Origin of the sequence: Burkholderia sp. BCC0506, assembly GCF_902833145.1 — a bacterium.
In the GTDB taxonomy this organism is placed as follows: domain Bacteria; phylum Pseudomonadota; class Gammaproteobacteria; order Burkholderiales; family Burkholderiaceae; genus Burkholderia.
Genome location: NZ_CADFEN010000014.1, coordinates 209130 through 232461 on the forward strand (window position 1 = coordinate 209130; position 23332 = coordinate 232461).

The following is a 23332-nucleotide window of genomic DNA, read 5'->3' on the forward strand; positions in this document are numbered from 1 at the left end:
CCGCGTCAGCGGCCGCTTACCACCAGCGATGAAAGTGATGGACCGGGCCGACGCCGTGGCCGACGTCGAGGTGCCCGCTCGCGGCGATCGCGCCGCTCAGGTAGGTCTTGGCCTCGCGTACCGCGCTTTCGAGGTCGGGCTGCTGCGGCAGCAGTGCAGCGATCGCCGACGACAGCGTGCAGCCGGTGCCGTGCGTGTTGCTGACCGGCACGCGCGCGCCGTCGAGCCGCACGGTGCCGGTCGCTTCGACGAGCCAGTCGGGGCTCGCGCACGCGTCGGGCAGGTGCCCGCCCTTCATCAGCACGGCGCGCGCGCCCGTCCGCAGCAGGGCTTGGCCTTGCCGCACCATGTCATCCTCGGTGGTGGCGGGCGCGTCGTTCAGCAGTGCGGCCGCTTCGGGCAGGTTCGGCGTAACGACCGTCGCGAGCGGCAGCAGCGTGTCGCGCAGCGCGTCGACGGCATCGGGCGCGAGCAGCGCGTGCGCGCTCTTCGAGATCATCACCGTGTCGAGCACGACGAAGCGCGGCGCGTAACGGCGCAGCGCGTCGGCCACTGCCTGCACGATCGCCGCGTTGGCGAGCATCCCGATCTTGACCGCATCGATGCGGATGTCGTCGAACACCGCGTCGAGCTGCGCGGTCACGAACGCGGCGTCCGGCGCATGCACGCCCGTCACGCCGCGCGTGTTCTGCGCGGTCAGCGCGGTGATCACGCTCGCGCCATACGCGCCGAGCGCGGAAAACGTCTTCAGGTCGGCCTGGATGCCTGCGCCGCCGCCCGAATCGGAGCCGGCGATCGTCAGGAGGTTGGGTATCGGGTGCGTCATGAGGGCAACGCGCCGGTTCGACGACCGGCGCCGGCAGACGGAAACGGACAGTGTAGCGTCAGTGCCGCGATTCGCCGATCAGCGCGACCGAGTCGAACTGACGCTGGTTCGCCTGGTGGCGGCGCATCACGAGCCACATCGTCAGGCAGACGAAAGTGCCGAACAGCACGATCACGACGCCGACCGGCACGTCGAGCCACACGAGCACCGCATACAGGCACAGCATCACGAGCACCGACAGGTTCTCGTTGAAGTTCTGCACCGCGATCGAGTGGCCGGCCGACAGCAGCACGTGGCCGCGATGCTGCAGCAGCGCGTTCATCGGCACGACGAAGTAGCCGGACAGCGCGCCGACGCAGATCAGGAAGATGTACGCGACGATCAGGTAGAACGGCAGGCGCAGATGGCCGAAATGCACGGCCCAGTGCGACGGGAACAGGTCGCGCGTGTAGAACGCCATCAGCATGACAGCGATGCCCATGACGATGCCGACGGGCAGCACGGTCAGCGACTTCTTCAGCGGGATCCGGGCGGCGGCGGCGATCGCGCCGGCCGCGACGCCGACCGCGACCACGGCCTGCAGGATCGCGCCCTCGGACAGCGACATGTTGAGCGACACCTCGGCCCACTTCAGCACGATGAACTGCAGCGTCGCACCCGCGCCCCAGAACAGCGTGGTGACCGCCAGCGAAATCTGGCCGAGCTTGTCGCGCCAGAGCACCATGAAGCAGTCGGCGAAATCGGTGAGCAGCTTGACCGGGCCGCGTTCCTGCTTCGGGTAACGGGCGCCGGTGTCGGGAATGCGCAGGTTGAACAGCGCGGCGACCACGTAGATCGCCATGATGATCGCCATCGCGGCTTCGGCGGGCGTGCCGATCCAGGCCGGGGTGTGCGCGATCACGTGCGACGCGATGTGCGGGCTGATCAGCGCGCCGCCGAGCACGGTGCCGAGGATGATCGGGCTGACGGTCGTGCCTTCGATCCAGCCGTTCGCGGCGACCAGCCGGTCGGCCGGCAGCAGTTCGGTGAGAATCCCGTATTTGGCGGGCGAGTAGGCCGCCGCGCCGAAGCCGACGATCCCGTACGCGATCAGCGGGTGGGCGCCGAACAGCATGATCAGGCAGCCGACCACCTTGATCGAGTTGGTGATGAACATGACGCGGCCCTTCGGGCGCGAATCCGCGAAGGCACCGACATACGCCGCCAACACCACATACGACAACACGAAGAACAGCTTCAGCAGCGGTGTCATCCAGTTGGGGGCGTGGAGGTCTTTCAGCAGGGCGATGGCGGCGATGAGGAGCGCATTGTCGGCCAGCGACGAGAAAAACTGCGCGGCCATGATGGTGTAAAAACCTTTTTTCATCTGATGCGATGCTTTCGTCGCTGCGGCAGGGCCGCGTAGGCCGCCTGGTATGCGATCGGCTTATTCCGTTCGAAATGGGTTGTGCGCACGGCTTTATAACACGAAAATACGGCAATTCGGACTAGCAAGATTCCCCGATCGTTCCGCAAATTGTCGGCTTCGGTGCTCAAAAGGCGCGGTAAGCTGATGATTCGCAAGCGTCTTTACGTAAATTTCCCATGCCGCGCCCGATCTCCGCCACCATCCACACCGCCGCTCTCGCGAACAATCTCTCCGTCGTCCGCCGCCTTGCCGGCCCGTCCAAGGTCTGGGCGGTCGTCAAGGCCAACGCGTACGGCCACGGTCTCGCCCGCGTGTTCCCGGGCCTGCGCGGTACCGACGGCTTCGGCCTGCTCGACCTCGACGAGGCCGTGAAGCTGCGTGAGCTCGGCTGGGCCGGCCCGATCCTGCTGCTCGAAGGCTTCTTCCGGTCGACCGACATCGACGTGATCGACCGCTACAGCCTGACCACGACCGTCCACAACGACGAGCAGATGCGGATGCTGGAAACGGCGCGGCTGTCCAAGCCCGTCAACGTGCAGCTCAAGATGAACAGCGGGATGAACCGGCTGGGTTACACGCCGGAAAAATACCGCGCGGCGTGGGAACGCGCCCGCGCGTGCCCCGGCATCGGCCAGATCACGTTGATGACCCATTTTTCGGACGCGGACAACGAGCGCGGCGTCGCCGAGCAGCTCGCGACGTTCGAGCGCGGCGCGGAAAACATCGCCGGCGCGCGCAGCCTCGCGAATTCGGCGGCCGTGCTGTGGCATCCGGATACGCACTTCGACTGGGTGCGGCCGGGGATCGTGTTGTATGGCGCGTCGCCGTCCGGGCTGTCGTCCGATATCGCGGACACCGGGCTGAAGCCGGCGATGACGCTCGCATCCGAGCTGATCGCGGTGCAGACGATCGCGAAGGGCCAGGCGATCGGCTATGGCTCGACGTTTTCGGCGCAGGCGCCGATGCGGATCGGCGTCGTCGCGTGCGGCTACGCGGACGGCTATCCGCGCGTCGCGCCGGAAGGCACGCCGGTGATCGTCGACGGCATCCGCACGCGGATCGTCGGCCGCGTGTCGATGGACATGATCACCGTCGACCTGACGCCGTGCCCGCAGGCCGGTGTCGGCGCGCGGGTCGAGCTGTGGGGCAATGCGCTGCCGATCGACGACGTCGCGCGCCATTGCGGCACGATCGGCTACGAGCTGATGTGCGCGATTGCCGCGCGCGTGCCGGTGCGGGCGGAATAAGGGCGTCGCGCGTGGCCAAACAGAAAACCGTTTACGTCTGCAGCGAGTGCGGCGGACAGACCCCGAAGTGGCAGGGCCAGTGTCCGTCGTGCCAGGCGTGGAACACCCTCGTCGAATCGGTCGCCGAGTCGCCGGCCGCCCATCGCTTCCAGTCGCTCGCGAAGCGGGCGCCGGTGCAGCGCCTCGTGGACATCGAGGCCGCCGACGTACCGCGCTTCTCCACCGGCATCGGCGAATTCGACCGCGTGCTGGGCGGCGGGCTGGTGCCGGGCGGCGTCGTGCTGATCGGCGGCGATCCGGGCATCGGCAAGTCGACGCTGCTGCTGCAGTCGCTCGCGGATATCGCGAGCGAGCGGCGCGCCCTCTATATCAGCGGCGAGGAATCGGCCGCGCAGATCGCGTTGCGCGCGCAACGGCTCGCGCTGCTCGACGGCGGCGCGCCGGCGGCCGAACTGAAGCTGCTCGCCGAGATCCAGCTCGAGAAGATCCAGGCCGCGATCGATGCGGAGCGGCCGGACGTGGCCGTCATCGACTCGATCCAGACCGTCTATTCCGACGCGCTCACGTCGGCACCCGGTTCGGTCGCGCAGGTGCGCGAATGCGCGGCGCAGCTCACGCGCATCGCGAAACAGTCGGGCACCGCGATCATCATGGTCGGGCACGTGACGAAGGAAGGCAACCTGGCCGGCCCGCGCGTGCTCGAGCACATCGTCGATACGGTGCTGTACTTCGAGGGCGACACGCATTCGTCGTTCCGGCTCGTGCGCGCGTTCAAGAACCGCTTCGGCGCGGTCAACGAGCTCGGCGTGTTCGCGATGACCGAGCGCGGGCTGCGCGGCGTCGCCAACCCGTCCGCACTGTTCCTGTCGCAGCACGAGCAGGTCGTGCCCGGTTCGTGCGTGCTCGTCACGCAGGAAGGCACGCGCCCGCTGCTCGTCGAAATCCAGGCGCTCGTCGATACCGCGCACGTGCCGAACCCGCGCCGGCTCGCGGTCGGCCTCGAGCAGAACCGGCTCGCGATGCTGCTCGCGGTGCTGCACCGGCATGCGGGCATCGCGTGCTTCGACCAGGACGTGTTCCTCAATGCGGTGGGCGGCGTGAAGATCACCGAGCCGGCCGCCGACCTCGCGGTGCTGCTCGCGATTCACTCGTCGATGCGCAACAAGGCGTTGCCGAAAGGACTGATCGTGTTCGGCGAGGTGGGGCTGGCGGGCGAGATCCGGCCGTCCCCGCGCGGGCAGGAGCGGCTGCGCGAAGCGGCGAAGCTCGGCTTCACGTCCGCGCTGATCCCGAAGGCGAATGCGCCGAAACAGGCAATCGAAGGGCTGAACGTGATGGCCGTCGAGCGGCTCGAGCAGGCGATCGACCGCGTGCGCGATCTCGAATGAGCGGCCCCGGTCCGCGCACGGGCTGTGCCGGGCCGGGCGATCTGTCGCGTAATTCGCTGTAAAGAATATGTAGGCCGCTGTAACCCGCCGGACATCGCTTTTCCCTATCCTTTGCCGGATTGTCGAACCGCGCAATGCGAAGGGAACCTATGTTGAAATCGTATGGGGAAGCGCCTGGCGGACGCCTTTACAACCTGCGCGGCTGTCGCGTGTCGGAGCCGATTCGCCAGCCGTGGGGCGGCGGATGCCGGATCGTCGAATGGATCGACGAAGAAGGGCGCCTGGCGCGCAAGGTCGTGTCCGAGGATGTGACGGAAGCCGAAGTCGCTGCTGCGATCCGCCGGCCGATCAAAGGGCGCCGGCATCTGATGGGCGACGACGAGCAGATGCCGCGCGACACGCTGCCGCGCCGCTGAGCGGATGGCGGGGCCGGCATACGGGCGCCGGCCGACGCGGCCACATCGAACGTAGCCATGACGACGAGGCCGGGCCCTGGGCGCCCGGCCTCGTCGTTTCCGGGGCCGGCGCGGCCGGGCAGATTCGTGGGTCGTTGGCGCCCCGACGTGCCGCGCCGCCGATGAAGCGACCATCGGCTGACAGCGCCGGCAGCCGCGTTCAGCCGATCTGCTCGAGTTCCTCCTGCACGGCGAGCCAGTCCGCCTCGACCGTCTCGAGCCGGGTGTTGACTTCGCCGAGCTTGCGGATCGCTTCGGTCAGTTCCGTCTTGCGTGCCGCCTCGTAGCTCGCCGGATCGGCGACGAACGCGTCGAGGCGCGCCTTTTCCGCGTGCAGCGCCTCCATTTCCTTCTCGAGCTTCGTGATGCGGTTCTGCAGCGGCTTCTTCAGCTGCGACAGCCGCTGGCGTTCCTCGGCCGCCTGGCGCTTCTGATCCTTGCGGTTGACACCCGGATCGGCGCCCGCGGCGGCCGCGCTGTCCGCCTTCGCGGCCGCGCGCTGCTCGGCCGCGTGCTGCAGCAGCCAGTCGCGGTAGTCGTCGAGGTCGCCGTCGAACGGCTGCAGCCGGTGCTTCGCGACCAGCATGAACTGGTCGGTGGTCGCGCGCAGCAGGTGACGATCGTGCGACACGAGGATCAGCGTGCCTTCGAATTGCGCGAGCGCCATCGTCAGCGCGTGGCGCGTTTCGAGATCGAGGTGGTTCGTCGGCTCGTCGAGCAGCAGCAGGTTCGGTTTCTGCCAGATGATCAGCGCCAGCGCGAGGCGCGCTTTTTCGCCGCCCGAGAACGGCCCGACCGGGCTCGTCGCCATGTCGCCCGAGAAATTGAAGCCGCCGAGGAAGTCGCGCAATTCCTGTTCGCGCGTGTCGGGCGCAAGCCGCGCCAGATGCGCGAGCGGCGAATCGTCCTCGCGCAGCGTTTCGAGCTGGTGCTGCGCGAAATAGCCGATCGTCAGCCCCTTGCCGTCGCGCACGTGCCCCGACAGCGGCGCGAGCGTGCCGGCCAGCGTCTTGATCAGCGTCGACTTGCCCTGGCCGTTCGCGCCGAGCAGGCCGATGCGCTGGCCGTTCTGGATCGACAGCGTGACGCGCTCGACGATCGGGATTTCCGCTCCGTCGTCGGCGTGGTAGCCGCAGCAGACGTCCTCCATCACCATCATCGGGTTCGGCGCCGCATCGGGCGTGCGGAATTCGAACGTGAACGGCGACGCGATGTGCGCGGGCGCGATCAGCTCCATCTTCTCGAGCGCCTTCATCCGGCTTTGCGCCTGCTTGGCCTTGGTCGCCTTGGCCTTGAAGCGGTCGACGAAGCTCTGCAGGTGCTCGATCGTCTTCTGCTGCTTTTCGTACGCGCTTTGCTGCAGCGCCAGTTGCTGGGCACGCAGCACTTCGAATTGCGAGTAGTTGCCGCCGTAGCGTTTCACCTGGCGGTTTTCAAGATGCAGCGTGACGTTGCAGATCGAATCGAGGAACTCGCGATCGTGCGAGATCACGACGAGCGTGCCGGCGTAGCGGTGCAGCCAGTCTTCGAGCCAGACGATCGCGTCGAGGTCGAGGTGGTTCGTCGGTTCGTCGAGCAGCAGCAGGTCGGAGCGGCACATGAGTGCCTGCGCGAGGTTCAGCCGCATGCGCCAGCCGCCGGAGAAGCTTGCGACGGATTCGCGTGTTTGCGCGAGCGTGAAGCCGAGGCCGAGCAGCAGCGCTTCGGCGCGTGCCGGTGCGGTGTAGCCGTCGGCATCGGCGAACGCCGCATGGGCATCGGCTTCGGCCGCGCCGTCATGCGCGGCCGACGCGGCGGCGATGCGCGCCTCGATCTCGCGCAGCGCGGTGTCGCCGTCGAGCGTGTAGTCGAGCGCCGAGCGGTCGACGGCCGGCGTTTCCTGCGACACGTGGGCGATCCGCCACGACGGCGGCATCGAGAAATCGCCTCCGTCGGAATGCAGCTCGCCGCGCAGCACGGAAAACAGCGTCGACTTGCCGGCGCCGTTCGCGCCGATCAAGCCGGCTTTCTCGCCGGGATTGAGCACGAAGGAGGCCGACTCGAACAGCGGCTTGGTGCCGCGCGCAAGACTGAACTGATTGAAACGGATCACGGCGGAAATGGCTGGCCAAAACCGCTATTCTAGACCGCGCGCCGGTCGTGCCGGGCATCGGCCGCTCGGCCGATGCCGCAACGGCGCAATTTCGCCTAGACTCCACGTCGATCCGGTTTCGTAAAAGGAGTGCCCGATGTCCACCCTGTATTCGTTCAGCGCAGAGACGCTCGCCGGTGCGCCGGTATCGCTCGACGCGTATCGCGGCAAGGTGCTGCTGATCGTCAATACCGCGAGCGAGTGCGGTTTCACGCCGCAGTACGCCGGTCTGCAGAAGCTGTACGACCAGTACGCGGCGCGCGGCTTCTTCGTGCTCGGCTTCCCGTGCAACCAGTTCGGCAAGCAGGAGCCGGGCGACGCCGCGCAGATCGGTGCGTTCTGCGAGCGCAACTACGGCGTCACGTTCCCGATGTTCGCGAAGATCGACGTGAAGGGCGAGCATGCGCATCCGTTGTATCGCTACCTGACCGACGAGGCGCCCGGCATTCTCGGCCTGAAGGCGATCAAGTGGAATTTCACGAAATTCCTGATCGATCGCGAAGGGCGCATCGTGAAGCGCTACGCGCCGTCCACCAAGCCCGACGAAATCGCCGCGGATATCGACAAGCTGCTGTGACGGCGACGCGCGGCGTACGCCGCGCCGGTGCGGATCGTGCGGGCGCGGCCGTCGCTGCGGCGGTTACAGGATCGGCGCGAACAGCCGCGCGACGTGCATCGCGATGCGCCGCCAGGCGGGCGACTTCCGGTATTCGTCCGCATCGACTTCGTACGCCTGTGCGAAGTCGGCATCGAGCATCGTTTCCACTTCATCGGCGAACGCGCGATCGACGGTCATGACCATGACCTCGAAATTGAGGCGGAACGAGCGGTTGTCGAGATTCGCGCTGCCGACCGCCGCCGCGATGCGGTCGATCAGCACGACCTTCTGGTGCAGGAAGCCGGGCCGGTAGCGGAACACCTTCACGCCCGCATCGACGAGGTCGCGCGCGTAAAGCTTGGACGCCTCGAACACGACATAGTGGTCGCGCCGGCTGGGGATCAGGATGCGGACGTCGACGCCGCGCATCACGGCGAGCTTCAGCGCGCAGATCACGGCTTCGTCGGGAACGAGGTACGGCGTGGTGATCCAGACGCGCTCGCGGGCGGCATTGATCGATTCGACGAAGAACAGCGAACCCGTTTCCTGCTTGTCCGCCGGCCCCATCGGCACCGCGAGGCAATGCATGCCGTCGCCGGGCTGCGCGGGCGGCGGCAGCGCGATGGGCGGCAGCTTCTGCGTGGCCCAGTGCCAGTCCTCGGCGAACACGTACTGGATGCTCGCCACCACGGGGCCGCGGATCTCGATGTGGGTGTCGCGCCATGGCGACAGACGCGGCTTCGCGCCGAGATATTCGACGCCGACGTTGTGGCCGCCGACGAACGCGCGATTGCCGTCGACGACGACGATCTTGCGATGGTTGCGGAAGTTCAGCTGGAAACGATTGACGAACTTCCGGTTGGTCGCGAACGGATGGACCTCGACGCCGCCCCGGCGCAATGCGTCGACGTAGCCGCGCGGCAGATCGAAGCTGCCGATGCTGTCGTACAGCAGGCAGCAGCGCACGCCGGCCGCCGCGCGCGCGAGCAGCGAGTCGCGCAGCATGCGGCCGAGCGCGTCGTCGCGCACGATGAAGAACTGGACGAGCACGTAGTCGCGCGCGGTGTCGATCGCCGACAGGATGGCCGAGAACGTCGCGTCGCCGTTCACGAGCGTGCGCACCGAATTGCCGCCGAGGAACGGCATGCCGCCGAGCCGCGTGAGCGCGAGCACGGCGGCCTGGCCCAGCGCGTCGGCGGCCGGCCCGTCGGTCGCGTCGGCGGTGCGCCACGGCGAGCGCGGCGTGTGCGTGCGCAACATGTCGAGCTCGTGGCGCCGGGCGTCGACGTAGCCGGAGAATTTGCTGCGGCCGAGGAACAGGTACGGAACGAGCGTCAGGTACGGCATGGCCGTGAGCGACACGGCCCACGCGATCGCGCCTTGCGACGTGCGCGTGTTCATGATTGCGTGGCATGCCGCAACGATCCCGAGCACGTGGATGGTCAGGATCAGGGTGCCGAGATGTAGCCAGTCGAGGGTCATGGGCGCGTAAAGGACTCCCGAGCGGACTCCCGAGGGGATTCCGGAGGTCGTGCGGCCGGGCGGCCGCCTACGCGCATCTTACCCAACCGTGCGGCGCAACGGTGCGCCGCACGGCAGGCGGCCCGGAAACGCTCAGGCCTTGCGCGGCAGATCCGACGCCTGGATCAGGAACACGGCGTCGTCGCCGGCGCTGGTGGGCAGCCACGTGAGTTCGAGGCCGCCGAACGCCGCTTCGACGTGCTCGCGCTCGTTGCCGATCTCGACGACGAGCACGCCGTCGTCATGCAGCCAGCGGTGTGCGTCGGCGACGATGCGTCGCACGATGTCCATCCCGTCGTCGCCGCCGGCGAGCGCCATCTCCGGCTCGTGCCGGTATTCGGGCGGCAGCGCGGCCATCGACGCGGCGTTCACGTACGGCGGATTCGTCAGGATCACGTCGTAGCGCGAGCCGGGATCGGTGCGGAACGCGGGCAGCGGGGCGTAGAGGTCGCCGCGGTGCAGCCCGATGCGATCTTCGAGGCCGTAGTCGCGCACGTTGATTTCCGCGACTTCGAGCGCCTTGTCCGACAGGTCGACCGCGTCGATCTCGGCGTTCGGGAACGCGCTCGCCGCGAGGATCGCGAGGCAGCCGGAGCCGGTACACAGTTCGAGCACCGCGCCGACCTGCTCGGGATCGGCGACATACGGCTGCAGCCCGTCGTCGAGCAGTTCGCCGATGAACGAGCGCGGCACGATCACGCGTTCGTCGACGTAGAAGCGGTGGCCATGCATCCATGCTTCATGCGTCAGGTACGCGGCCGGCACGCGGTCGGTCGCGCGTCGTTCGATCACCGCGAGCACGGCCGCGATTTCGTCGGGCAAGAGGCGCGCGTCGAGGAACGGCTCGAGCGTGTCGAGCGGCAGATCGAGCGTATGCAGCACGAGGTAGGCCGCCTCGTCGTACGCGTTGTCGGACCCGTGGCCGAACGCGAGCTTCGCTTTCGAGAAGCGCGTGACCGCGTAGCGCAGCAGGTCGCGAACTGTGGCAAAAGGTGTCGTCATGCGAGGCTCCGTCAGGCGATCAGTTGTTCGAGCACGCGTCGGTACACGTTCTTCAGCGGGTCGACGAAGCGCACCTCGATGTGCTCGTCGATCTTGTGGATGCTGCCGTTCGGCGGGCCGAACTCGATCACCTGCGGGCAGATGCGCGCGATGAAGCGGCCGTCCGACGTGCCGCCCGTCGTCGACAGTTCGGTCGTGATGCCGGTTTCGCTGCGGATCGCGTTCTCAAGCGCATTCGACAGTTCGCCGCGCGGCGTGAGGAACGGCAGGCCGCTCACCGACCACTTCAACGTGTACTCGAGGCCGTGCTTGTCGAGGATCGTGTGCACGCGGGCCTGCAGGCCCTCGACGGTGCTCGCCGTCGAGAAGCGGAAATTGAACAGCAGGTCCGCGTGGCCGGGGATCACGTTGGTCGCGCCGGTGCCGGCATGCAGGTTCGACACTTGCCAGGTGGTCGGCGGGAAGTATTCGTTGCCTTCGTCCCATTGCTCGGCGGCGAGCTCGGCGAGCGCCGGCGCGAGCAGATGGATCGGGTTCTTCGCGAGGTGCGGATACGCGATGTGGCCCTGCACGCCCTTGACGACGAGTTCACCGGACATCGACCCGCGGCGGCCGTTCTTGACGACGTCGCCGAGCTCGGCGGTCGACGTCGGCTCGCCGACGATGCAGTAGTCCAGGCGCTCGCCGCGTGCCTGCAGCAATTCGACGACCTTCACGGTGCCGTCGGTGGCCGGGCCTTCCTCGTCGCTCGTGATCAGGAACGCGATCGCGCCGCGGTGGTCGGGATGAGCCGCGACGAATTCCTCGGACGCGACGACGAACGCCGCGAGCGACGTCTTCATGTCGGCCGCGCCGCGGCCGTACAGCTTGCCGTCGCGATGGGCGGGGATGAACGGCGGCGAAGTCCACTGCTCGAGCGGGCCGGTCGGCACGACGTCGGTGTGGCCCGCGAACGCGAGCAGCTTGCCGTCGCGGCCGTCGGTGCCGCGCTTGACGGCCCACAGGTTGGTCACGCCGTGCGACGCGATGGTCTCGCATTCGAAGCCGAGCGCGGCGAGGCGCTCGGTCATGATCTGCTGGCAGTGCTGGTCGTCGGGCGTCACGGACGCGCGGGCGATCAGCTGTTCGGTAAGGGCTAGGGTGGCGGACATGGTTCGGACCACTTTCGATAAAAAATGCCGGCGCGGGGGCCGGCAGCGACAGGGTGTCGGGCGTCGGGCGGCGCCCGCAGGCGCCGCCGGGGCGGCCCTATGCGGCAAACAACGCCGCGTATTGATCGGCCGCGAAGCCGAGCGATTTCACGCGGCCGTTGACGACGAGCACGGGGCGCTTGATGACCGACGGCTTGTGGATCATCAGCGCGACCGCGCCGGTCTTGGTTTCGGCGGCCGCCTTCATCGCGTCGTCCAGGCCGCGCCACGTGGTGCCGCGCTTGTTCACGAGCGCGTCGAGCGACACGTCCTTCAGCCAGTCTTCGATCAGCGGCGCGCTGACGCCGAGCTTCTTGAAATCGTGGAATTCGAATTCGACGCCGTGATCGTCGAGCCACACGCGGGCCTTCTTCACGGTGTCGCAGTTCGGAATGCCGTAGACGACCACGGTGTGCGGCTTCGCCATCAGTCGCCTCGCAGCAGCTCGTTCAGGCCGACCTTCGCACGCGTCTTCGCGTCGACCTTCTTGACGATCACCGCGCAGTACAGGCTGTGCGAGCCGTCCTTCGACGGCAGGTTGCCGGCGACGACGACCGAGCCGGCCGGGATGCGGCCGTAGCTGACTTCACCCGTCTCGCGGTCGTAGATCTTCGTGCTCTGGCCGAGGTACACGCCCATCGAGATCACCGAGTTTTCCTCGACGATCACGCCTTCGACGACTTCCGAGCGCGCGCCGATGAAGCAGTTGTCCTCGATGATGACCGGGTTCGCCTGCAGCGGCTCCAGTACGCCGCCGATGCCGACGCCGCCCGACAGGTGCACGTTCTTGCCGATCTGCGCGCACGAGCCGACCGTCGCCCACGTGTCGACCATCGTGCCTTCGTCGACGTACGCGCCGATGTTGGTGTACGACGGCATCAGCACGACGTTCTTCGCGATGAACGAGCCGCGGCGCGCGATGGCCGGCGGCACGACGCGGAAGCCGCCCGCGGCGAAGTCTTCGGCCGTGTAGTTCGCGAACTTCGACGGCACCTTGTCGTAGAACTGCGAGTAGCCGCCGGCCGGCATCGGCGCGTTGTCCTCCAGGCGGAACGACAGCAGCACGGCCTTCTTCAGCCACTGGTGGACCGTCCAGTTGCCGTCGATCTTCTCGGCGACGCGCAGCGCGCCTTTGTCGAGCTGCTCGATCGCGTGAGCGACGGCTTCGCGGACGTCGGCGGGCGCGGCCTTCGGCGACAGCTCGGCGCGGTTTTCCCAGGCGGTATCGATGATTTGCTGAAGTTGTTGCGACATGTTCGTTTTCGCAGGAGATGAATGGAATTGATCGGGATGGACGATTACCGCGCGAGTGAGCGGCAGAAATCGACGATGCGTTGCGCGCCCTCGACGCATTCGGGGGTGCCCGCGACGAGCGCGATCCGGATGAAATCGCGGCCCGGGTTCGTGCCGTGCGCGTCGCGCGCGAGGTACGAGCCGGGCAGAACCGTCACATTATAGTCGGCGTACAGGCGGCGGGCGAACTCGGTGTCCGACAGGCCGGTGCGCGCGACGTTGGCCCACAGGTAGAACGCGGCATCGGGCAGCTTCACGTCGATCACGTCGGCGAGCATCGGCGTGACCGTGTTGAACTTCTGCAGATACAGCGCGCGGTTCTCGCGCACATGCGCCTCGTCGTTCCACGCGGCGATGCTCGCGTGCTGCCACACCGGCGACAGCGCGGCGCCGTGGTACGTGCGGTACAACAGGAATTGCTTCAGCAGCGCGGCGTCGCCGGCGACGAAGCCCGAACGCATGCCCGGCACGTTCGAGCGCTTCGACAGGCTGGAGAGCATCACGAGCCGCTCGAAGCCGCGGCCGAGGCGGTGTGCGGCCTCGAGGCCGCCGAGCGGCGGCGCCGCTTCGTCGAAATAGATTTCCGAATAGCACTCGTCGGACGCGATCACGAAACCGTGGCGGTCGGACAGCGCGAACAACTCGCGCCAATCGTCGAGCGTCAGCACGGCGCCCGTCGGGTTGCCGGGCGAGCACACGTACAGCAGTTGCGTGCGCGCCCACACGTCGTCGGGCACGGCCGCGTAGTCGCACGCGAAGTTGCGCGCCGGGTCGCTGTTCGCGAAATAGGGTTCGGCACCGGCCAGCAGCGCCGCGCCTTCGTAAATTTGATAGAAAGGATTCGGACAGAGTACGATCGCCTTCTTGCCGTCCGTGCGCGCTCGCGCGTCGATCACCGTCTGCGCGAGCGAGAACAGCGCCTCGCGCGAACCCGACACCGGCAGCACCTGCGTGGCCGGATCGATCGCCGGCAGCCCGTAGCGGCGCTCGAGCCAGTGCGCGATCGACGTGCGCAGCGCGTCCGAGCCGGCGGTGGCCGGGTACGACGCGAGGCCGTCGAGCGCGGCCACCACGGCGTCTCGGATCAGCGCCGGCGTCGCGTGTTTGGGCTCGCCGATGCCGAAGCTGATCGGTTTGAGGGCGCCGGAAGGCGTCACGTCCTTGAACAGGGCGCGCAGCTTTTCGAAGGGATAGGGCTGGAGCGAGTCGAGTCGAGGGTTCACGGGCGAAGCGGCCATCGCGGCCGGTTGGAGCGAAAGAAGCGGCGGGCGCGCCGCGCGGCTGCGAACGGGCGCCGGGGCGCGCGGCTCGCAACGGACGATTATAGCGTGACGGAATGCGGTCACGGCCTGCCGGAACGGCGGCCGGGCCGGTCGAATAAAGGGTATCGAACAAATGCACAACGCGGTACGCGGCAGCCTGCCGACGCTGGCCATCCTGATCGGCGCGTCGGTATGGGGCCTGATCTGGTATCCGCTGCGGATCCTCGCGTCGCTCGGCGTGACGGGCACGCTGGCGAGCGCGCTGACGAGCCTCGTCGCGTTCCTGTTCGTGATCGTCGCGCGGCACCGCGCGATCGCGACGCTGCGCTGGCATTGGGTGCTGCCGGGCATCGCGGTGACGGCCGGCGTGACGAATCTCGGGTTCGTATGGGGCACGATCCACGGCGAGGTGCTGCGCGTGATGCTGCTGTTCTACCTGACGCCGGCCTGGACCGCGATCTACGCGCACTTCCTGCTGCGCGAGCGGCTGACCTGGGCCGGCGCGGGGCTCGCGGCGCTGTCGATCGGCGGCGCGATGCTGATGCTGTGGTCGCCGGCGCTCGGCTTGCCGCTGCCGGCCAACCCGGCCGAATGGGCCGGTCTCGCGGCCGGGCTGAGCTTCGCGATGAGCAACGTGCTGGTGATCAAGGCGAGCCGCGAGCTGCCCGACATGCGCGCGGAAATGCGCACCGCGACGCTGTTCGGCGGCGCGGCCGTGTTCGGCGCGATCGCGTCGCTGGTCGAAGGGCTGCCGGCCGCGCCGGCGAGCGGCCAACTGGGCGTGGCCGCGCTGATCGTCGCGGCGATCGGCGTGACGATGGCGTCGAACAACCTGCTCGTCCAGTACGGCCTCGCGCGCGTGCCGGCGAACCGCGCGTCGATCATCATGCTGTTCGAGATCGTGATCACCGCGCTGTCGGCGTGGGTGTTCGCGAACGAGCTGCCGAGCGCGCGCGAATGGGCGGGCGGCGCGTGCATCGTGCTCGCGACGTTGCTGTCGAGCCGGGTCCATCGTGCCGCGCCCACACCGGACAAACCCGGCGACGGTCGGGACGGCGCACGCGCGATGGTATGATGGAAGCCGTTTGCGGGGCCCAACGCTGTATGCGCGCGGCCCCGTTTTTGAATTCCGGGGCGCGTGGCGCGCAGGGGCTCTCCGGCCCCGCGCCGGGCGGCCCCGTCCGTTTCATACCTTCTTCACATCCGATACCGCCGTGCGTCTGAGCTCGATCAAACTCGCTGGCTTCAAATCCTTCGTCGATCCCACGCATTTCCAGGTTCCGGGCCAGCTCGTCGGCGTGGTCGGCCCGAACGGATGCGGCAAGTCCAACATCATCGACGCCGTGCGCTGGGTGCTCGGCGAATCGCGCGCCTCCGAGCTGCGCGGCGAATCGATGCAGGACGTGATCTTCAACGGTTCGACCGCCCGCAAGCCCGGCAGCCGGGCCAGCGTCGAACTGATCTTCGACAACTCCGACGGCCGCGCGGCCGGGCAGTGGGGCCAGTACGGCGAGATCGCCGTGAAGCGCGTGCTGACGCGCGACGGCACGTCGAGCTACTACATCAACAACCTGCCGGCGCGCCGCCGCGACATCCAGGACATCTTCCTCGGCACGGGCCTCGGCCCGCGGGCGTACGCGATCATCGGGCAGGGCATGATCGCGCGGATCATCGAGGCGAAGCCGGAAGAGCTGCGCGTGTTCCTCGAGGAAGCCGCGGGCGTGTCGAAGTACAAGGAACGCCGCCGCGAAACCGAGAACCGCCTGCACGACACGCGCGAGAACCTGACGCGCGTCGAGGACATCGTGCGCGAGCTCGGCGCGAACCTCGAAAAGCTCGAGGCGCAGGCGGTGGTCGCGACCAAGTACAAGGAACTCGTCGCCGACGGCGAGGAGAAGCAGCGCCTGTTGTGGCTGCTGCGCAAGAACGAGGCCGCCGGCGAGCAGCAGAAGCAGCAGCGCGCGATCGAACAGGCGCAGATCGACCTGGAAGCGCAGACGGCGAAGCTGCGCGAGGTCGAGGCGCAGCTCGAGACGCTGCGGGTCGCGCACTACTCGGCGAGCGACGCGATGCAGGGCGCGCAGGGCGCGCTCTACGAGGCGAACGCCGAGGTGAGCCGTCTCGAAGCCGAGATCAAGTTCATCGTCGAATCGCGCAATCGCGTGCAGGCGCAGATCGCCGCGCTGAACGCGCAGCGCGAGCAGTGGCGCGCGCAGGCCGAGAAGGCGCAGGACGAGCTCGAGGAAGCCGAAGAGGCGCGCGCGATCGCCGACGAGAAGGCCGCGCTCGCCGAAGACAACGCGGCCGCGAAGCACGATGCGCTGCCGGCCCTCGAAGCGAAGTGGCGCGACGCGCAGGCGCAGCTCAACGACGAGCGCGCGCGGATCGCGCAGACCGAACAGTCGCTGAAGCTCGAAGCCGCGCACCAGCGCAACGCCGACCAGCAGCTCCAGCAGCTTCAGCAGCGCCACGAACGCCTGAAGGCGGAGGCGGGCGGGCTCGACGCGCCGGACGAAACGCAGCTCGAAGAGCTGCGCATGCAGCTGGCCGAGCAGGAAGAGATTCTCGCGCAAGCGCAGGCGCGCCTTGCCGATGCACAGGAAACGGTGCCGCGCCTCGACGGCGAGCGCCGCGCCGCGCAGGAGCGCGTGCAGGCCGAAGCCGCGCAGATCCACCAGCTGGAGGCGCGCCTCGCCGCGCTGAAGCAGCTGCAGGACAACGTGCAGACCGAGGGCAAGGTACAGCCGTGGCTCGACAAGCACGAGCTCGGCGCGCTGCCGCGTCTGTGGAAGAAGCTGCACGTCGAGGCCGGCTGGGAAGCGGCGCTCGAGGCAGTGCTGCGCGAGCGTCTCGCCGCGCTCGAAGTGTCGAATCTCGACTGGGTGAAGGCCTTCGCGACCGATGCGCCGCCCGCGAAGCTCGCGTTCTACGCACCGCCCGCGGCCGGCGAGCCGCCTGCCGCGGTGGCCGGGCTGCGGCCGGTGCTGTCGCTCGTGCGCATCGACGACGCGGGCATCCGCGCGGTGCTGAACGACTGGCTCGGCAACGTGTACGTCGCCGACGACGTCGCGCAGGCGCTCGCGACGCGCACGCAGCTGCCGGCGGGCGGCGCGTTCGTCGTCAAGGCCGGCCATATTGTCACGCGCGTCGGCGTACAGCTGTACGCCGCCGATTCGGAGCAGGCCGGGATGCTGGCCCGCCAGCAGGAAATCGAGAACCTGACGCGCCAGGTGCGCGCGCAGGCGTTGCTCGCCGACGAAGCGCGTACCGCCGCCGTTCGTGCGGAAGCCGCGCACACGCAGGCCACGCAGGCGCTGGGCGACGTGCGCGCCCAGGTCGAACGGGCGACGCAGCGCGTGCACGCGCTGCAGATGGACGTGCTGAAGCTCGCGCAGGCGCACGAGCGCTATACGCAGCGCAGCACGCAGATTCGCGAGGAACTCGAGGAAATCGGCGCGCAGATCGAAGAGCAGCGTGCGCTGCGCGCGGAGTCGGAAGCGAATTTCGAGCGCTTCGACGGCGAGCTCGCGGAACTGCAGGCGCGCTTCGAGGACAACCAGCTCGCGTTCGAGTCGCTCGACGAATCGCTGACGCAGGCGCGTCAGGAGGCGCGCGACCTGGAGCGCGGCGCGAACGACGCGCGCTTCGCCGCGCGCAACGCGGTAACCCGGATCGACGAGCTCAAGCGCACGATCCAGGTGGCGCACGAGCAGAGCGAGCGCGTCGCCGCGTCGCTGGAAGACGCGCGCGCCGAACTCGAGACGATCAACGAGCAGACCGCGCACACGGGCCTGCAGGACGCGCTCGAGATTCGCGCGGTGAAGGAAGAGGCGCTGCAGGCCGCGCGCATCGAGCTCGACGACCTGACCGCGAAGCTGCGCGCGTCCGACGAGCAGCGGCTCGTCGCCGAGCGCTCGCTGCAGCCGCTGCGCGACCGCATCACCGAACTGCAACTGAAGGAGCAGGCCGCGCGCCTGTCCGTCGAGCAGTTCGCCGAGCAGCTCGCGGCGGCCGAGGTCGACGAGGCCGCGCTGGCCGCGAAGCTGACGCCGGATCTGAAGCCGTCGTACCTGCAGGGCGAAGTCACGCGCCTGAACAACGCGATCAACGCGCTCGGCCCGGTGAACATGGCCGCGCTCGACGAGCTGAAGGCCGCGAGCGAGCGCAAGGTGTTCCTCGACGCGCAATCGGCCGACCTGATCGACGCGATCACGACGCTCGAGGACGCGATCCACAAGATCGACCAGGAAACCCGCACGCTGCTGCAGGGCACCTTCGACGAGGTCAACCGCCATTTCAGCGACCTGTTCCCGCGCCTGTTCGGCGGCGGCCAGGCGAAGCTGATCATGACGGGCGACGAGATTCTCGATGCCGGCGTGCAGGTGATGGCGCAGCCGCCCGGCAAGAAGAACGCGACGATTCACCTGCTGTCGGGCGGCGAGAAGGCGCTGACCGCGACCGCGCTGGTGTTCGCGATGTTCCAGCTGAACCCGGCGCCGTTCTGTCTGCTCGACGAGGTCGACGCGCCGCTGGACGATGCGAATACCGAGCGCTTCGCGAATCTCGTGCGCGCGATGTCCGACAAGACGCAGTTCCTGTTCATCTCGCACAACAAGATCGCGATGGAAATGGCGCAGCAGCTGATCGGCGTGACGATGCAGGAGCAGGGCGTGTCGCGGATCGTCGCGGTGGACATGGAAACCGCCGCGGGTTTTGCCCAGAATTGACGTTTGACGAAACCGGACCGCGTTCGCGCGGCGCATGGGCGCCCGTTCGCGGTCCCGACGAAAAGAATTGCTGATGGAGCGTGCATGGACGAGTTGACACTCGGTTTGATCGGCGCGGGCGCCGTCGTGGTGGGCGGCGTCGTGGTCTACAACGCATGGCAGGGCGCGAAAGTGCGGCGCAGGATGCCGCGCCCGATGCCGGAAGAGGCGGCCGAGGCGATGAATCGCCCGGAGCGCGACGAAGAGTTGCCGTTCATCGAACCGGTGCGTCAGCCGGTGCGCCGCGAGCCCGCGGCACCGGCCGCGGCGGCGACGACGGCCGCGGCCGACGCCGCGCGCGTCGAGCCGACGTTCGGCGGCGCCGCGCCGGCCGATACACCGGCAGACCTGCAGGCCGAGGCGACGGGTGTGGACGCGTCGTCCGAATCGGGCGAACCGGCCGCCGGCGAAGAAGCCGTGCCCGCCGCCACGCACGAAGCGGCGACCGAGCCGGCCGAGCCGACCGAACCCGTGATGCCGGCCGCGACGACGGTCTCGTCGGCGCCGCCCGCGATCGTCGACCGCCGGATCGACTGCATCGTGCCGATCCGCCTCACCGGCCCGCTGCCGGGCGACAAGATCCTGCCGGTCGCGCAGCGGCTGCGCCGCGCGGGCAGCAAGCCCGTGCACATCGAAGGCAAGCCGGAAGGCGGCCAGTGGGAACTGCTGCAGAACGGCGTGCGCTACGAGGAACTGCGGGCGGCCGCGCAGCTCGCGAACCGCAGCGGTGCGCTGAACGAGCTCGAATTCTCCGAATTCGTGACGGGCGTCCAGCAGTTCGCCGATGCGATCGACGGCGCGCCGGAATTCCCGGACATGATGGAAACGGTCGCGATGGCGCGCGAGCTCGACGGGTTTGCCGCGCAGTGCGATGCGCAACTGTCGATCAACGTGATGTCGGACGGTGCGCCGTGGTCCGCGAACTACGTGCAGGCGGTCGCGTCGCAGGACGGGCTGCTGCTGTCGCGCGACGGCACGCGCTTCGTGAAGCTCGATGCGAAGCAGAATCCGGTGTTCATGCTGCAGTTCGGCGATACGAACTTCCTGCGCGACGACCTGACGTACAAGGGCGGCAACATGATCACGCTGGTGCTCGACGTGCCGGTGGCGGAGGAGGACATCCTGCCGTTCCGGCTGATGTGCGATTACGCGAAGTCGCTGTCCGAGCGGATCGGCGCACGCGTCGTCGACGATTCGCGCCGGCCGCTGCCGGAATCGACGCTGCTCGCGATCGAGCAACAGCTGATGAAGCTGTACGCGAAACTCGAGGAAGCCGGCATTCCGGCCGGTTCGGCCGTCACGCGCCGCCTCTTCAGCCAGTAACAACGCGATGGCGTGGACGGCGGGTCTCGCCGCCGTCGTTCGTCACTGCGGCGTGCACCGTTTCGTGTGCGCCGCAGCACGCCGCAGCCTGCCATCGGGCCCGCATTGCGTGCCCCGTTGCGGCGTCAAACTGAGATAATCGGGCATCCGATTTTTCAGAACGAATCTACCGCCAGCATGGCCCGAACCCAAGCCGAACCGCCAGCCAGCCAGCCCGACGCGCGCGCCGCGTGGTTGCGCGATCAACTCGAGCGGGCGAACCACGCCTATTACGTGCTCGACCAGCCGGATCTGCCCGACGCCGAATACGACCGGCTGTTCCGCGAGCTGCAGCAGCTCGAAATCGACCACCCCGAGCTCGTGACGCCCGATTCGCCGACGCAGCGCGTCGGCGGCGAAGCGGCCGGCGGCTTCACGCCGGTCGTCCACGATGCGCCGATGCTGTCGCTGAACAACGGCTTCGCCGACGAGGACATCGTCGCGTTCGACAAGCGCGTCGCCGACGCGCTCGCCAAGACGACCGATCTCGCCGGCTCGGTGACCGACCCCGTCGAATACGCGTGCGAACTGAAGTTCGACGGCCTGGCGATCTCGCTGCGCTACGAGCAGGGCGTGTTCGTGCAGGCCGCGACGCGCGGCGACGGGACGACGGGCGAGGACGTGACCGAGAACGTGCGCACGATCCGCTCGATTCCGCTGAAGCTGAAGGGCAAGCACGTGCCGGCCGTGCTCGACGTGCGCGGCGAGGTGCTGATGTTCAAGCGCGATTTCGCACGTCTGAACGAACGCCAGCGCGCGGCCGAGCAGCGCGAATTCGCGAATCCGCGCAACGCGGCGGCCGGCAGCCTGCGCCAGCTCGACTCGAAGATCACCGCGCAGCGCCCGCTGTCGTTCTTCGCGTACGGGATCGGCGTGCTCGACGGGATGCCGATGCCCGACACGCACAGCGCGCTGCTCGACTGGTACGAGTCGCTCGGCCTGCCCGTGAACCGCGAGCGCGCGGTCGTGCACGGTGCCGAGGGCTTGCTCGAGTTTTTCCGCAAGGTCGGCGAGAAGCGTGAGTCGCTGCCGTACGACATCGACGGCGTCGTCTACAAGGTCAACCGGCGCGACGAGCAGGAGCGGCTCGGCTTCGTGTCGCGCGCGCCGCGCTTCGCGCTCGCGCACAAATTTCCGGCGCAGGAAGCGCTGACGAAGCTCGTCGCGATCGACGTGCAGGTGGGCCGCACCGGTGCGATCACGCCGGTCGCGCGGCTCGAGCCGGTGTTCGTCGGCGGCGCGACCGTGACCAACGCGACGCTGCACAACGAGGACGAAGTACGCCGCAAGGACATCCGGATCGGCGACACCGTGATCGTGCGCCGCGCGGGCGACGTGATTCCGGAAGTCGTCGGCGCGCTGCTCGACCGGCGCCCGGCGGACGCGGCCGAATTCGTGATGCCGACCGAATGCCCGGTGTGCGGCTCGAAGATCGAGCGCCTGCCGGACGAGGCGATCGCGCGCTGCACGGGCGGGCTGTTCTGCCCGGCGCAGCGCAAGCAGGCGCTGTGGCATTTCGCGCAGCGCCGCGCGCTCGATATCGACGGCCTCGGCGAGAAGATCATCGACCAGCTCGTCGAGCTCAATCTGGTCCGTACGCCGGCCGACCTGTTCAATCTCGGGTTCGCGACGCTGGCCGAGCTCGACCGGTTCGCCGAGAAATCCGCGCAGAACCTGCTCGATTCGCTCGAGAAGGCGAAGCACACGACGCTCGCGCGCTTCATCTACGGGCTCGGTATCCGGCATGTCGGCGAATCCACCGCGAAGGATCTCGCGAAGCATTTCGGGTCACTGACGCCGATCATGGACGCGTCGATCGAGGAACTGCTCGAAGTCAACGACGTCGGGCCGATCGTCGCCGAGTCGATTCACCAGTTCTTCGCCGAAGAGCATAACCGCACGGTGATCGAGCAATTGCGCGCGCCGGGCAAGGTCACGTGGCCGGAAGGGCCGCCCGCGCCGAAGGCGCCGCAGGGCGTGCTCGCCGGCAAGACGGTCGTGCTGACGGGCACGCTGCCGAATCTCACGCGCGATGCGGCGAAGGAGATGCTCGAAGCGGCGGGCGCCAAGGTGGCCGGTTCGGTATCGAAGAAGACGGATTACGTGGTCGCGGGCGCCGAAGCCGGCAGCAAGCTCGCGAAGGCCGAGGAACTCGGCATCCCCGTGCTGGACGAAGACGGTCTGCACCAACTCCTGGAGGGCAATACGCCATGATTCGCGAGATCCTGAAAATGGGCGATCCGCGCCTGCTCGAAGTCGCCCAACCGGTCGAGCGGTTCGATACGCCCGAGCTGCACGAGATCGTCGCGGACATGTTCGAGACGATGCATCACGCGAACGGCGCGGGGCTCGCCGCGCCGCAGATCGGCATCGGGCTGCAGATCATCATCTTCGGCTTCGGCAGCAACAACCGCTACCCGGATGCGCCGCCGGTACCCGAGACCGTGCTGATCAACCCGAAGATCGAGTACATGCCGCCGGACATGGAGGAGGGCTGGGAAGGCTGCCTGTCGGTGCCGGGCATGCGCGGCGTCGTCAGCCGCTACGCGAAGGTGCGCTACAGCGGTTACGACCAGTTCGGCGCGAAGATCGATCGCGTTGCCGAGGGGTTCCACGCGCGCGTGGTCCAGCACGAATACGATCACCTGATCGGCAAGCTGTATCCGATGCGGATCACCGACTTCACGCGCTTCGGTTTCACCGAGGTGCTGTTCCCCGGGCTCGATCCGGCCGACGACGATTGATCGCCGGTTCCCGGCAGACAAGAAAAAAGCCCGCTCGAGCGGTAATGCCGTTCAGTTAAGAACTGAACGGCATTTTTGTTTTTAGGGTTGGAGTTGTAAACAAAGCGGCAAGCTGTTAACTTGGTCAGCGATGCTGAAC

Annotated in this window: 18 protein-coding genes; 9 read left to right on the plus strand and 9 right to left on the minus strand. The window is 68.0% G+C overall.

The annotated features are described in order from the left end of the window. Positions 1 to 16 precede the first annotated feature (16 nt). Together thiD and lplT are read right to left on the minus strand one after the other, a co-directional pair. On the minus strand, positions 17 to 826 hold the full coding sequence (gene thiD, locus HWX62_RS28375; RefSeq protein WP_175932203.1) for a bifunctional hydroxymethylpyrimidine kinase/phosphomethylpyrimidine kinase: 810 nt from the start codon (positions 824 to 826) through the stop codon (positions 17 to 19). Positions 827 to 884: 58 nt separating this feature from the next. Next, positions 885 to 2192, minus strand: a complete 1308-nt coding sequence (lplT, locus tag HWX62_RS28380; RefSeq protein ID WP_175985293.1) for a lysophospholipid transporter LplT — start codon at positions 2190 to 2192, stop codon at positions 885 to 887. A gap of 218 nt (positions 2193 to 2410) precedes the next feature. On the opposite strand from lplT, the gene alr reads away from it, so the two are divergent. The 3 genes from alr to HWX62_RS28395 all read left to right on the plus strand — a co-directional run bounded on the left by alr (position 2411) and on the right by HWX62_RS28395 (position 5285). Continuing rightward, a complete protein-coding gene (alr, locus tag HWX62_RS28385) occupies positions 2411 to 3481 on the plus strand; it encodes an alanine racemase (protein WP_175932201.1) in 1071 nt (356 codons plus the stop codon). Positions 3482 to 3492: 11 nt separating this feature from the next. Continuing rightward, a complete protein-coding gene (radA, locus tag HWX62_RS28390; protein ID WP_034207679.1) occupies positions 3493 to 4869 on the plus strand; it encodes a DNA repair protein RadA in 1377 nt (458 codons plus the stop codon). Between the two features lie 149 nt (positions 4870 to 5018). After that, positions 5019 to 5285, plus strand: coding sequence for a DUF2866 domain-containing protein (locus HWX62_RS28395; RefSeq protein WP_006488228.1), 267 nt, complete (start codon positions 5019 to 5021; stop codon positions 5283 to 5285). A gap of 199 nt (positions 5286 to 5484) precedes the next feature. Here HWX62_RS28395 and HWX62_RS28400 read toward each other — a convergent pair whose 3' ends face one another. Then, positions 5485 to 7416 (minus strand): ATP-binding cassette domain-containing protein, encoded by a 1932-nt coding sequence (locus HWX62_RS28400; RefSeq protein ID WP_175932200.1) that lies wholly within the window; start codon positions 7414 to 7416, stop codon positions 5485 to 5487. A gap of 136 nt (positions 7417 to 7552) precedes the next feature. On the opposite strand from HWX62_RS28400, the gene HWX62_RS28405 reads away from it, so the two are divergent. Next, positions 7553 to 8032 carry a glutathione peroxidase gene (locus tag HWX62_RS28405; RefSeq protein ID WP_175932199.1) on the plus strand — a complete coding sequence of 160 codons (480 nt, stop codon included), beginning with the start codon at positions 7553 to 7555 and terminating at the stop codon, positions 8030 to 8032. Between the two features lie 63 nt (positions 8033 to 8095). On the opposite strand, the gene cls is transcribed toward HWX62_RS28405, so the two are convergent. The 6 genes from cls to dapC form a co-directional block, all read right to left on the minus strand. Then, entirely contained in the window at positions 8096 to 9535 is a 1440-nt protein-coding gene (gene cls / locus HWX62_RS28410; RefSeq protein ID WP_175932198.1) for a cardiolipin synthase, read from the minus strand. Positions 9536 to 9667: 132 nt separating this feature from the next. Beyond that, the gene (gene prmB / locus HWX62_RS28415) at positions 9668 to 10576 is read right to left on the minus strand and encodes a 50S ribosomal protein L3 N(5)-glutamine methyltransferase (protein ID WP_175932197.1); all 909 of its coding nucleotides are present in this window, start codon (positions 10574 to 10576) and stop codon (positions 9668 to 9670) included. Positions 10577 to 10587: 11 nt separating this feature from the next. Further along, positions 10588 to 11727, minus strand: coding sequence for a succinyl-diaminopimelate desuccinylase (dapE, locus tag HWX62_RS28420; protein ID WP_175932196.1), 1140 nt, complete (start codon positions 11725 to 11727; stop codon positions 10588 to 10590). Between the two features lie 97 nt (positions 11728 to 11824). Beyond that, on the minus strand, positions 11825 to 12193 hold the full coding sequence (locus HWX62_RS28425) for an ArsC family reductase (protein WP_034207673.1): 369 nt from the start codon (positions 12191 to 12193) through the stop codon (positions 11825 to 11827). Further along, positions 12193 to 13020, minus strand: a complete 828-nt coding sequence (gene dapD, locus HWX62_RS28430; protein WP_006478479.1) for a 2,3,4,5-tetrahydropyridine-2,6-dicarboxylate N-succinyltransferase — start codon at positions 13018 to 13020, stop codon at positions 12193 to 12195. The genes HWX62_RS28425 and dapD overlap by 1 nt, the downstream gene beginning before the upstream one ends. A 44-nt stretch (positions 13021 to 13064) precedes the next feature. Further along, positions 13065 to 14297 carry a succinyldiaminopimelate transaminase gene (dapC, locus tag HWX62_RS28435; protein ID WP_175932195.1) on the minus strand — a complete coding sequence of 411 codons (1233 nt, stop codon included), beginning with the start codon at positions 14295 to 14297 and terminating at the stop codon, positions 13065 to 13067. 157 nt (positions 14298 to 14454) lie between these two features. Between dapC and HWX62_RS28440 the strand changes: the two genes are divergently transcribed. The 5 genes from HWX62_RS28440 (at position 14455) to def (ending at position 23193) form a co-directional block, all read left to right on the plus strand. After that, positions 14455 to 15396 carry a DMT family transporter gene (locus HWX62_RS28440; protein WP_175932194.1) on the plus strand — a complete coding sequence of 314 codons (942 nt, stop codon included), beginning with the start codon at positions 14455 to 14457 and terminating at the stop codon, positions 15394 to 15396. A gap of 139 nt (positions 15397 to 15535) precedes the next feature. Next, positions 15536 to 19048 (plus strand): chromosome segregation protein SMC, encoded by a 3513-nt coding sequence (smc, locus tag HWX62_RS28445; RefSeq protein ID WP_175932193.1) that lies wholly within the window; start codon positions 15536 to 15538, stop codon positions 19046 to 19048. Between the two features lie 84 nt (positions 19049 to 19132). Continuing rightward, positions 19133 to 20410 (plus strand): cell division protein ZipA C-terminal FtsZ-binding domain-containing protein, encoded by a 1278-nt coding sequence (locus HWX62_RS28450; RefSeq protein ID WP_175932192.1) that lies wholly within the window; start codon positions 19133 to 19135, stop codon positions 20408 to 20410. A 177-nt stretch (positions 20411 to 20587) separates the two neighbouring features. Further along, the gene (gene ligA, locus HWX62_RS28455; RefSeq protein ID WP_175932191.1) at positions 20588 to 22663 is read left to right on the plus strand and encodes an NAD-dependent DNA ligase LigA; all 2076 of its coding nucleotides are present in this window, start codon (positions 20588 to 20590) and stop codon (positions 22661 to 22663) included. Then, positions 22660 to 23193, plus strand: a complete 534-nt coding sequence (gene def, locus HWX62_RS28460) for a peptide deformylase (protein WP_175932190.1) — start codon at positions 22660 to 22662, stop codon at positions 23191 to 23193. Before ligA ends, def begins: the two co-directional genes overlap by 4 nt. The last annotated feature ends 139 nt before the right edge of the window (positions 23194 to 23332 follow it).